This is a genomic window from Pseudanabaena sp. UWO310 (genome assembly GCF_006861605.1).
In the GTDB taxonomy this organism is placed as follows: Bacteria; Cyanobacteriota; Cyanobacteriia; order Pseudanabaenales; family Pseudanabaenaceae; genus Pseudanabaena.
This window is the reverse complement of the sequence record NZ_SELU01000102.1, coordinates 1-11,263: the sequence shown is the minus strand read 5'-3', so window position 1 is coordinate 11,263 and position 11,263 is coordinate 1. Positions and strand designations below refer to the sequence as shown.

Annotated in this window: 10 protein-coding genes; 6 read left to right on the top strand and 4 right to left on the bottom strand. The window is 42.9% G+C overall.

The window, feature by feature from the left end; all coding sequences use genetic code 11:
- Positions 1-116: 116 nt before the first annotated feature.
- From PseudUWO310_RS21955 to PseudUWO310_RS21945, 3 genes are all read right to left on the bottom strand, one after another.
- Positions 117-983, bottom strand: a complete 867-nt coding sequence (locus tag PseudUWO310_RS21955) for a DUF928 domain-containing protein (RefSeq protein ID WP_143190481.1) — start codon at positions 981-983, stop codon at positions 117-119.
- Between the two features lie 299 nt (positions 984-1,282).
- Positions 1,283-2,368 carry an extracellular solute-binding protein gene (locus tag PseudUWO310_RS21950; RefSeq protein WP_143190480.1) on the bottom strand — a complete coding sequence of 362 codons (1,086 nt, stop codon included), beginning with the start codon at positions 2,366-2,368 and terminating at the stop codon, positions 1,283-1,285.
- A 733-nt stretch (positions 2,369-3,101) separates the two neighbouring features.
- Complete coding sequence (locus PseudUWO310_RS21945; protein ID WP_143190479.1) at positions 3,102-3,872, bottom strand: hypothetical protein; 771 nt, start codon at positions 3,870-3,872, stop codon at positions 3,102-3,104.
- An 85-nt stretch (positions 3,873-3,957) separates the two neighbouring features.
- Between PseudUWO310_RS21945 and PseudUWO310_RS21940 the strand changes: the two genes are divergently transcribed.
- From PseudUWO310_RS21940 to accC, 6 genes are all read left to right on the top strand, one after another.
- A complete protein-coding gene (locus tag PseudUWO310_RS21940; protein WP_143190478.1) occupies positions 3,958-4,647 on the top strand; it encodes a glutathione S-transferase family protein in 690 nt (229 codons plus the stop codon).
- A 191-nt stretch (positions 4,648-4,838) separates the two neighbouring features.
- Complete coding sequence (locus tag PseudUWO310_RS21935; RefSeq protein WP_009627385.1) at positions 4,839-5,501, top strand: hypothetical protein; 663 nt, start codon at positions 4,839-4,841, stop codon at positions 5,499-5,501.
- 14 nt (positions 5,502-5,515) lie between these two features.
- Positions 5,516-6,046 carry a hypothetical protein gene (locus PseudUWO310_RS21930; RefSeq protein WP_223805806.1) on the top strand — a complete coding sequence of 177 codons (531 nt, stop codon included), beginning with the start codon at positions 5,516-5,518 and terminating at the stop codon, positions 6,044-6,046.
- A 158-nt stretch (positions 6,047-6,204) separates the two neighbouring features.
- Positions 6,205-6,615 carry a DUF309 domain-containing protein gene (locus PseudUWO310_RS21925; RefSeq protein ID WP_143190477.1) on the top strand — a complete coding sequence of 137 codons (411 nt, stop codon included), beginning with the start codon at positions 6,205-6,207 and terminating at the stop codon, positions 6,613-6,615.
- Positions 6,616-7,389: 774 nt separating this feature from the next.
- Positions 7,390-7,653: a hypothetical protein gene (locus tag PseudUWO310_RS23440; RefSeq protein WP_055075307.1), complete on the top strand. Its 264-nt coding sequence runs from the start codon at positions 7,390-7,392 to the stop codon at positions 7,651-7,653.
- 414 nt (positions 7,654-8,067) lie between these two features.
- On the top strand, positions 8,068-9,432 hold the full coding sequence (accC, locus tag PseudUWO310_RS21915; RefSeq protein ID WP_143190476.1) for an acetyl-CoA carboxylase biotin carboxylase subunit: 1,365 nt from the start codon (positions 8,068-8,070) through the stop codon (positions 9,430-9,432).
- A gap of 204 nt (positions 9,433-9,636) precedes the next feature.
- On the opposite strand, the gene PseudUWO310_RS21910 is transcribed toward accC, so the two are convergent.
- Entirely contained in the window at positions 9,637-10,674 is a 1,038-nt protein-coding gene (locus tag PseudUWO310_RS21910) for a late competence development ComFB family protein (RefSeq protein ID WP_143190475.1), read from the bottom strand.
- Between the last annotated feature and the right edge of the window lie 589 nt (positions 10,675-11,263).

The window sequence follows — 11,263 nt, the reverse complement described above, 5'->3', positions numbered from 1 at the left end:
GGGATGGGCAGCGCTTCGCGCTGCCCATCCCTACCATATAAATACAACTCATCCTTATACCAAGTTAAGAAATGGCGTAGCCATTTCTTAACTTGGTATAACTAGGAAGGATTTTCCTACTTCATCGCGGGCTGAGTAGATTGCTTGGAGTTAATTGGTTTGGCATTATTTAAGTTTGCTTTGATAGGGCATTTGAGCTTTGGCATTGGTTCAACGATTTGATCTAACATGGACAAGCGCTCACTTAGAGCCTCTGGATCATGGGGATGGGTATCAATCCATTGGGTATAGGCATCTAGAGCATCATACCAGTAGAGATTTTGAGCAAAGATTCTGGCTTTATCTAAAGCCGTAGAAGCATCTTTGATTTTGTCAGTGACAGATGCGTTAGTCTCTAATTTAACAATCGCTCTAGTGTTAATTTGATCGCCAAGGCTCTTATCTCCATACACAGACTGCGTGTAACGAATCTGCCACATGTAAGTCTTGCCCACTTGCAAAGGAGGTGCATTTTGGGGAAGTGTAAACCGATATAACCCAGATTGCTTGTTAATAGGGCTTTCTGAGCGACTTCTAAAAATCATTTTGGCTTTAATGTCACTTCCCTCCCTCAAAATAAAATCTACATAAAAACTCTTATCGGTATTTGTCTCATTTGTTTCATTTGCTTCATTTATGGATTTATGGTCGATATGCCAATAAAAAGTAGGATAGGGGGCAATAGTTTTTGCGCCATCCTTAGGAGCCAATAGATCCAAATAAACAATATTTCTGAGATCTGCACATCTAGATTGCCCTGCGGACGGTAGTTTTGGAAAGATTCCTAGTCCGTAAACCCTAGGATGTGGGGTTTGGGATTGGGCGAAAGCTGGCGAACGGTAACTCATCCCATTAACAAGAGCGCCAAGAAGCACGCTAAGAGAAACGAGCCGAAAAAGTAATTGAGGAGTGTGGAATAGATTGCGCCAAATGTAAAGTTTCATCTCTACTTATTCCCTAACTATTTCCGAACTGTTTCCTAAGCACCTCAGCGTAATTAAAATCCAGAGCTAAAAACTCTGGCACACGCACAGCGTGCGCCGCAGGTTTTAGGGTTTTATATTTAATTATGCCCATTTACTTATATCTTTTGTGCAATCACAAAAGTAAGGATGGGTGGCACGAAGCGCCGCCCATCCTTACCATATAAATCCTTTCCTTTTATGCTTAGTCACGCGCTTAAGGCTATTTCTTATTTTAATTTCTCGTTTTAATGTAATTTATTTTAGAAATATCCCATTGATTATAGCGTTCCCGATCGCAGCTTTGTCCAGAGATCTTTATACTGTGTAAGTGTTGCGGGAGACAGGGGTAAAATTAACTCGCTTTTTGCCAGAATGTCTTGGGAGAAAAACTTGATGGGATCGGCTTTGACACTGTTGGGGACTTTGTCTAATGCACTGGATGGACTAACTGCATCGGTTAAGGATGTCAGTTGTATGGCGATTTCGGGGGTAAGACAAAAATTCATCCATGCGGTAGTGGCGATCGCCACTTCTCCCTTTGGAATGACCCAGATATCACTCCATAGGGCTGTCCCATCTTGGGGAATTACTACTTTGAGATTGGGATTTTGCTTAGCTGTCTTATAGATATCGCTCGTCCAACCCACCGCAGCTAGGGTGTCGGCGTTCAGGAGAGATTGTAAATAGTTGTCGGAGGAATAGGTTAAAACCTGCGGGCTAAGAGTCTTGAGATCTTGGATTAATGCGGTAAAAATATCTTTGCGTTCGGCAAGATTATCTACTTGATAGGACTGCCCCATCTTTTTTAAGACAAGTCCGATCACTTCCCTTGCATCATCGGGTAAGGATAATTTTTGCTTTAGTTCGGGTCGCCAAAGGTCAGACCATTGAGTAATATCGAACTTCAATTTATCGCTGCGATAGGCGATCGCCGTTGCGCCCCAGCGATAGGGGACTCCCCATACCTGATTGTTGCGCGTTACGCTCTGCTGCCAGAAGGGAGAGAGTTTTTGCCATTGAGGGATCTTGTCTAGGAGGTTTGGTGCGATCGGTTGAATCAAGGATTGAGCGATCGCAGGATCAAGCCAGCTATCACCGAGGCTAACCAGTTGCGGTACTTTCTCTTTAGCTAGGTTTGGTGAGTTTTGGAGTTCCTGCCAGAGCTTTGCGGGTAAACTTTCGGCTTTAAATTCCGTTTTTATCTGTGAAGCCGATTCAAATTGACTAATTAATTTGCTCGGAATCGCTCCCAGTAAACCTAGTACTCTTAAGCGATCGCTTCGATCGAAAGGATTTGACCATTGGCATCCCCCTAGTCCTGCGATCGTCGCTCCGCTCAAAACGAGAAACTTACGTCTGTCCATTCATCTTGTACATATTGCTGTCGCCAAGTATATCAGGACATAAAACCCAAAAGAGAGATGCCGCGCATTGCGCGGCATCTCTCTTTTGCAAAGGATGGGCGATTAATAAATAATGTCAGTTCAGGTTTAGAAACAATTTAAGAATTCACTAGATCCCCCCCAGCCCCCCTTAAAAAGGCAGGGCTGTTTCAAGAATGAGCAATTGGGACTAAGTATCAGAAAAACATATTTTTATGAGGCTTAATCTGGGAATTTACTTTTATTTGACTTAATTTAGCCTTTTGCTTTTTATAAAAGTTACAGGGTTTTAACGAGATTTAGCCATTTGAGCCGTTTATTACCATTAAAACTAATAGCCAAAATTGTCTAAATTTAGTTCAATTAAGTCAAATAGTCTGAAGAAAATATTGAGAAATGTATTTACTCTTATTATCTTCGATTATTGAGTTCTTGAAACAGCCCTGCCCTTAAAAAGGGGGGAGAATTAAATTCTTCCCCCTTTTTAAGGGGGATTGAGGGGGATCTCTTAGAGTTTTTGACCGCAGAAAGTAATTCTTAAATGGTTTCTAAGATGGCAAATTTTAAAAGTCCAAAAGTAAAAGCCTTGCTTAGCAAGGCTTTTACTTTTGGGCTTTGAGAAAGGGTTTGCTACGCAAACCTTTTCTCAAAGCTCGTTTCAAATTATCCCGAACTCACGCTAAAGAGCCAGAAATAGCCAATACTGCCTAGGCTCTTATTTTACAAATGGGCGCATTAATAAATAGCCAGCACCAAAGGAAGTTAGCACGATCGCTACAATAGTAAGGGTCAGTACCCAACCACTCAAACCAGTGGGTGCAGCATTCTCTTCTATGGACTCATTACGCAGAGGTCGCGATGAGATTTCTTCGCGAATTTCTAGCTTGGGTAGCACTTTAGGCTTTGGCTTGGGGGCTGGTGCGGGGGGCTCAAAAGCCGCAAAAGAACTGTCATAATACAATGCTTCTCCCACGGGCTCGCTATCAGTCTGAGGTGCTGCCTCGGTCGCCAATTGTCTTGCCCTTGAAATTGCTTCTTGAATTGCATTTGTCGTTTGTTGCACCGCAACCTTACGGGGATTTGCCTGTGTTGCGGGTTTGTCCGCAGGACGAGGCTGAGTGACTGGCGGGCGACCTTGCGGATGGGGATTGTTCTTTTGGGCAGGATTAATTTGGGAGGAGGCGCGGATACCAGCTAAGACTTCCGATAGTTTGGACTCTGGCAAATTCGATTGGGTAAGTATTGCCTGAATGCGATCGGTGGATTGGGCGATCGCTTCAAACTCTTGCAGCAGCATTTGATTTTGTTTGGTGAGCTGCTCGTTCTGCAACTGAAAAAAGGATAGTTTAGCTTGGGTAGATTGCAACTCCGCCGCCAGTTCTCGATATACTGTCACAGGTACTGAAGCCTGATAACCAGATGGGGCGGTCTGATACCCAGATTGACCAGATTGAGATGTGGGTTTAAAGACTGGATTGGCTTGCATAGGCAACAGCACCGTAGACCGTGAAAATTTAGACGAGAATATAGCATATGATTTGCTACTTTAAATTAATTTAAGTTAAGGATTCATGCTTTTATTACAGTTCAGCACTTCCCACTATTGCCGAAAAGCTAGACTTGCTCTTGGTTACAAACAAATCCCTTACCAAGTTGAAAATCTCACTCCAGGGTTACATATTTTACGAGTTAAATCATTGTCAGGCTCGACTACCTTACCCGTACTACTGCCCCAACTCAAAAATTGTCCAGCCGTAGTCGCTGACTCCACTGAAATTATTCGGTTTCTTGAAGCCTATCAACCTGACTTACCCCTTTATTTTGCCGATCCCTTACAACAAAAGGAGGCTTTACGTTTAGAAGATCTATTTGATGAATCTATTGGCGTAGCGACGCGATGTGTCTATACCCAGTACCGAGCCACTGAGGGGAAAAATATCGATCCTTCGTGGGTCAGTCAAAGCGTAATTAGACTGATCCGATTGCTTTATGGGGTTAATGCAGAATCTGCAAGAGTTGCTGCTCAAAAAATTAATAACGCGATCGCCATGCTCGGCGAGTTTTGGCAAACTGGATATCTAGTGGGCGATCGCTTTAGTGTCGCCGATCTGACCGCCGCCGCATTGTTAGCGCCCTTGGGCTTAATGCCCGTTTACCGCCTGAACTATCCTTGGTTGTTTGATCGTATTACCCAAATCCATCAGCTTTGTAACGAACCATTGCCGAAAAACTGGCAAGTGGGGCTAGAACTCATTAGCTAACGCGGGGAAGGGATTAACATTTAAAAAAATTGCAATATCAAAGCCGCATCCAAATAGGTGTTAACTTATTGATGTTACTTTTGAGCATACATTTGAGCATATAAGAATGGCTAGAGACTGCATTTTTCCTGTGTTCAAAGTGCAAAACAGTATTTTTAAATGTTTTTGAGGCGATTAGTGCGGGTAGTCCTATGACTGTTAACGTTAGTGAATCTTTGTTTGAGCAGATTCTCGAATATCTTCGCGCAAGGACAGCAGCAAGCGATCGCGTTGCTCAAAACTTGCTCAAAACTCTTGAGAAGATGACATCTAGCAGTTCATCCATAGATTCTGCTACCAAGTCCAATGGCGATCGCATTGAGGATCTCGCACCGCAGTTTGGACAAAAACTATTTGAAGCATGGAAAGAATTAGCCGATCTGCAAGTGGGGGAAAATTATTGGAGCTATCCTGTAATGTTTGAAGACCTTGCGGAGACAATGGAAATATCCGTCGATCTCTTTGTCCAATATTTAGCCAACGTTCAGATTGGGAGTTTGCAACTGATCCAAGGAAGGGGTTATAACTATCAAGTCAACGGAAATGCCGCCGCATCCTTGACTTTTCATTCGGCTCCAACTCTCAAAAAAGCAGCCATTCCCCATCTTGCTGACAAGAAACAGGGAATGGGTATAGATAATAAGCCCCTTGGGAAAACCTTTAAGGTTGGCGATCGCGTAGCCGTGAATGCGAACCGTCAACAATATGCCAATCACAAAGGTGTCGTTGAACAGGTGATTAGTGTGAGTTGTCGTGTCAAATTAGATAATGGTTGGACTGCCTTTTTACCCAATCATTGTCTAGATCGCATCTAAGCCCCTATAAAAAAATGAACCACAATATGACCTTTGAGGAGTCCATCGCCTATACGGAAGCGCTGCTCCTGCGTAAGGATCTAAAGGATTCTCAACTTGAATTGGAGATCTCTGCCCTCGTGCAATCGGCAAATGGAGCAAGAGGTTTTTTTGTATGCTTTTTGACTGGGGATTGGCGGCTAGCCGATGATCCAAGTATGGGGATAGTCAGAGCATTACAATCTGCGCCTCAGGCGATCGCCGAGCTCCTCGTTAAAAATCTGGTCATGTCTACCGCCATGGCAATTACCCATCGGAGATCCGCGCAGGAAGAACAAGCCCAAGGCTCCGATCTGGTAGCCAGACGTACAGCTTTATTAATAGAAAAAGTCGATCTGAGCGAAGTTCGCCAAGTTGCGGCGCAAATGTATAGTTCCGCTACCACCGATCGGGGGGAATATGCGGCATTTCTGACGAAATGGGGCTATGATGCTGAACAAAAACAAGCGATCGCTAATGCTCTAGAACGTTTCCATCTTGACTCAATTGAGAAAATATCGATCTAGAATCGATCTAGAGTTAAGGATGGGCGGCATGTCATGCCGCCCATCCTTAACTCTAGAAATATAGCTACATCAAACCCAATAGAGAGTTGCGGCGCGAAGCGCCGCAATTCTCTATTGGGTTTGATTTTTGTCCTAACATTAATGACTATAGCTATAAAATGGAACTTAAGATGTTTGAAGAAGCGATCGCGCTATTTAATAGCGGTGATTACTATGCCTGCCACGATACTTTAGAAGCAATTTGGAATGATGCTTGGCAAAGCGATCGGGCTTTTTATCAAGGCATTTTACAAATAGCGGTTGGTTTGTATCATCTCAAAGGTCAAAATTGGCATGGAGCCACTATTCTTTTAGGGGAAGGAACCAGTCGCTTGCCCATATATCTGCCCGATTACCAATCCATTGATGTGGAGAGGTTACTAGAAGATAGTTTGCATATACTCCATGAGGTTCAGAGCGCTGGTCAAGAAGGAATAGCGGAGATATGGCAAAACATAGAACGGGGAGATTTAAGAATTCCTAAACTCTATAGAGTCGGCATTGAGCAACCCATGGGGGATGAGTCTTGAAATATCCATTCATAAAACCCCAAAGATGAGTGACGATACTTTGCGCCGCCACCCATCTTTAGCGGTTTGATTTGTCCTTACTATCTATTACGTTGCTATATTAAGAAATATTGAGTGGGATTAGGGGTAGTTTAAAAATATTTATATTTATTTGGGCAACCAAAACTTGTAAAGATTTATAAGGGGGGAGGATGATCTATTTATCTTTAATTATTTTTTAATCATCGATTAAACCCTTACAGCTAAGCTGCTTCTAGTAATTAATTCTCATCACTTTTGAGGCAGGGATCGCGCATCTAGAAACGATCCCCAAAATTTATGCTTATAATCATTGCATATTTAAAGTTGATTTAAAAGTTTTATCTCAACCTACTTGTCTGAAAATAAAACTGCAAAACCTACAAAAATATTTATCAATACTTCTTTGGAAATACTTTTGTTATGCTTGGTTTGATTTTTGACATTAGGAAATATCCATCTTTTTTGTGATGATCCCATCACAAACACTGAATAATTGATAAATCTAATGTATGTGATTTTACTCTCGTTAAACTAAATTCATTAAGTAAATTAATTAAGAGGCTCGCATAAATTAGTTCTCAAGTTATTTCTCCAGCTAGTTCTCAAGTTATTTCTCAAAAATTTATTTCTCAAGTTATTTCTCAAAATTTCTTAAAAATTTATTTCTCAAAATTTCTCAAAATTTCTCAAAAACTTTTAATCAACATCTATATTAAATTCATTTAAATTCATTTATATAAGGATCTACTGAAAATGATTGAGTCCATACGCTGTCCCAACTGTGGTGCGATCGCCGAACGTCACCATCTCTCCTATCTTGCGCAAATCAAAACCCAATGCGATCGCTGCGACTATCTATTGATCACCTGTACTCGGAGCGGACATGTCCTAGAATCCTATGCTCCAGGGTTACCTTCAGAGCCAAGCTCGATCAAGCCCCTAGCTGCGCGTATCACTTCCTTTACCCAAACCCATAGCAATAATTCTCGGAAAGATATTGCTAACTGTAAAATTTAAGCGGCTCGGTGAGGATATTGGGATTTAGATGCTAGCACTAACACAGAAAAGGCTCCCTTAGCTGCGATCGACCAGCGCATCCAAGCTAAGGGAGCTAAAATTTTGAAAAAAATCCTATGGCAAAAACTAAGTGCCAAATCACTCCTCAATTGGTTTCGGCTAGTTTTGGAGGCTTTCGGACTTAGCATTTACAAACGCATTTACAAACACATTCACAAACACGTTCACAAACTTAATCAGTATAGCTACCCAAAAAAAGTTAAAATTCAAAAGCTTTAGGTCATCGTCTACTAACAAAAGCGGAAATCCATGACTCAAAGCAAAATCGGGATTTGAAGCGTACCCCATCAGAGCGACTACCCCCCAAGCACCGATTACAAATTACCAATAGCTGTTCATTAAGATAATTGAAACATGGCTCCCATCGCCAAACTACTCATTGCCAATCGCGGTGAAATTGCCCTCCGAATTATTCGGACTTGTGAAGAATTAGGAATCCCCACGGTTGCGGTATATTCCGATGTCGATCGCAACTCATTACATGTCCAACTAGCCCACGAAGCTGTCTGTATCGGTGATTCGCCTAGTAGCAAAAGCTATCTGAATATTCCTAATATTATTTCGGCAGCTCTGACCCATAATGCTACCGCAATCCATCCTGGGTATGGTTTCCTCTCAGAAAATGCCCGATTTGCCGAGATTTGTGCTGACCATAATTTAATGTTTGTGGGACCAAGCCCCAACTCGATTCGCTCGATGGGTGACAAGTCTACTGCCAAGAAGACAATGCAAAAGGCAGGTGTCCCAACCATTCCAGGAAGTGAAGGTTTAATTGAATCAGAAGACCAAGCAATGGAGATTGCCAGTAATATCGGCTATCCCGTAATGATCAAAGCCACCGCAGGCGGCGGCGGTCGGGGAATGCGCTTGGTTACTAATCCTGATGATTTACTGCGTTTGCTAAGGGCTGCTCAAGGGGAAGCTGAGGCTGCCTTCGGTAATAGTGGAGTCTATATCGAGAAGGTAATTGAGGAGCCTCGACATATTGAGGTGCAAATCTTGGCGGATATGCATGGTCATGTGGTGCATTTAGGTGAGCGAGACTGCTCGATCCAACGCCGCCACCAAAAATTATTAGAGGAAGCGCCTAGTAGTGCCGTCAATCCCAAGTTACGGGAAAGAATGGGTGATGCGGCGGTAAAGGCGGCAAAAGCGATTAACTATCTCGGTGTGGGTACGGTCGAGTTTTTGCTGGATAAATACGGTAAGTTTTATTTCATGGAAATGAATACGCGGATCCAAGTCGAGCATCCTGTTACAGAGATGATTACGGGGATTGACTTGATTGCTGAGCAGTTACGGGTTGCTCAAGGTGAGAAGTTACGCTTCCAACAAAAGGAAATTGAGATTCGTGGTCATGCGATCGAATGTCGGATTAATGCTGAAGACCCCGATCATAATTTCCGTCCCAATCCTGGGCGTATTAGCGGCTATCTACCCCCTGGAGGTCCTGGGGTGCGGATGGATTCCCATGTTTATACCGATTACGTGATTCCGCCCTATTATGATTCTTTGATTGCGAAGTTAATTGTTTGGGGCAGCGATCGCAATGCTGCGATTTTACGCATGAAGCGAGCTTTGCGTGAATGTGCGATTACAGGCGTACCCACGACGATTCCTTTTCATCAAAAGGTATTAGATGACGAGGAATTCAGATTAGGACATGTGTACACCAACTATGTGCCATTGCTGCAAGCCAGACTAGCGGAACAAGAATAAATAAAAGCACCCCATCGGGGTGCTTTTCTCAAGGGCGGGGCATTCTAATAGAAAAACGAGAATAATACCAATTCACGAAAGTGTTGTCACACTTTCGTGAATTAAAACCCAAGATCGTGTTGTCGCGCTCCGCGCGACAACACGATCTTGGGTTTTATGTCCTGATACAGTTGACGGCAGCTATAAGAAAAAGATTTAAGGGATTTAAGAGCTATATGGATAGTTGTAATCGCTGCGTTTGCGCCATTCCATTTCATTATTAACAACTCGATGCAGACATTCCTCAACGATGAATGGCGCGTTACGCCAATTAATATCATCGCGTTGAAGAATCCAGCTTACCTGTTCGAGGGATTCCTCTAATTCAGCTTCAAAGCGAGCTAGGGGTAAAGGTACTTTCTCTAGGTTAGGAGCTTCGACACATACAGCGATCGCTTCTTTGAGTACGGCTACGACCTCCTTCCCGTAAACTTCACGCGCCCGCAGTCTCAGGGATTTATAACCCTTTTCTGAGGTGGCATACATGGGAGGGAGTCGATTCAATACATAGGCTGTAGCCTCACCGAGATCTACGGTTTCGGCGATCGCAGGATGCAATTTCTGAATTTGATGATAGGCAAGCGACAGAACCAATTTCTCCAATACATTACTGAATTGATAATTCACATCCACCATATATGTCTGGAAATCCCTTGCCTTTTGCTCGTCTTGGCTCGAATTTACAAAGGTTTTGACCTGTCTTCCCTTCCATGAAATTTCAGGAGTTTTTGAGCTAATTGCCGTTTCATCGCGCGATTCCCTTCTCCCCGTAATGATGTAGGTATTACTTACGGCACTTTTGAGCTTGACTGTCATCAGAGCATTTTCTAGGGCTGTGGGAATATCTTTCCAAGAGGCATTTTCTGCACCTAAGAGTTGTTGTAGCGCTGCGAGCGATCGGGCGTGACTTGCCACTTCCTGTGATGGTAGCGGTCGAGAATCGCGTAGTGCGTCAGGTTTAACGCTTACTAGCGCTCTACGCACGGCTGATTCAATCTGCGATCGCATTTCCGTTGCCGCTTTTTTACGCTGTCTTAACCATCCTGCCTTTGATGTGGCATACATCGGTGGCAGACGATTTAGAGCATAGGCAGCTACTTCGCTTAAATTAATTTGATCGCGACGATATTGTGGCAAGTGAGAGATTTGTAAATCAATTTCTGCAATTACTAGTTCTTCAATCGCATTTTTGCAACTTTGCATATCAAGCTGTCCCAAACCCAATATGAAATTTAAGTGTTTCTAAAATCAAGAAATTTGGTTCAAACCTATTTAGTTCAAACCCATTTAGTTCAGACTGATTGCAAGTTTTGGAGAATTGCAAAGAAATCAAAATCAAAATTATCTTGACATTATATAGCAATCCCAAATGAGTTGTGAGAGGCTGCAACTTCGCTCAGCCATCGGTATAGGTTGGCTGAGCGAAGTCGAAGCTCTATTTTTTTCATGAATGATTTATGACTGCTATAGAAATTGACATAATACTGAAAAAAAGTTCAAATAGCGTTCATTTTGAGCGTTCATTTTGTAAGTAGCTAGGCATATATAGCTGCCGCCAGTTTTGTTAGGACAAAATCAAAACTCCAAAGAGAGTTGCCGCGCGGAGCGCGGCAACTCTCTTTGGAGTTTTATGTCCTGATACAGTTGGCGGCAGCTATAGCTACAGTCACTTGAATGATGAAAAATCAAACCCCAAGAATTGAGTGGCGGCGCTTCGCGCCGCCAGTCAATTCTTGGGGTTTATGTCCTAATACAGTTGGCGACAGCTATAAGTAAACTTAAACCCTAGAAG

Coding starts and splice junctions, on each gene's coding strand:
- PseudUWO310_RS21945 (WP_143190479.1), bottom strand. CDS start 3,872: ATGCAAGCCAATCCAGTCTTTAAACCCACATCTCAATCTGGTCAATCT.
- PseudUWO310_RS23440 (WP_055075307.1), top strand. CDS start 7,390: ATGATTGAGTCCATACGCTGTCCCAACTGTGGTGCGATCGCCGAACGT.
- PseudUWO310_RS21950 (WP_143190480.1), bottom strand. CDS start 2,368: ATGGACAGACGTAAGTTTCTCGTTTTGAGCGGAGCGACGATCGCAGGA.
- PseudUWO310_RS21910 (WP_143190475.1), bottom strand. CDS start 10,674: ATGCAAAGTTGCAAAAATGCGATTGAAGAACTAGTAATTGCAGAAATT.
- PseudUWO310_RS21935 (WP_009627385.1), top strand. CDS start 4,839: ATGACTGTTAACGTTAGTGAATCTTTGTTTGAGCAGATTCTCGAATAT.
- PseudUWO310_RS21925 (WP_143190477.1), top strand. CDS start 6,205: ATGGAACTTAAGATGTTTGAAGAAGCGATCGCGCTATTTAATAGCGGT.
- PseudUWO310_RS21940 (WP_143190478.1), top strand. CDS start 3,958: ATGCTTTTATTACAGTTCAGCACTTCCCACTATTGCCGAAAAGCTAGA.
- PseudUWO310_RS21955 (WP_143190481.1), bottom strand. CDS start 983: ATGAAACTTTACATTTGGCGCAATCTATTCCACACTCCTCAATTACTT.
- PseudUWO310_RS21930 (WP_223805806.1), top strand. CDS start 5,516: ATGAACCACAATATGACCTTTGAGGAGTCCATCGCCTATACGGAAGCG.
- accC (WP_143190476.1), top strand. CDS start 8,068: ATGGCTCCCATCGCCAAACTACTCATTGCCAATCGCGGTGAAATTGCC.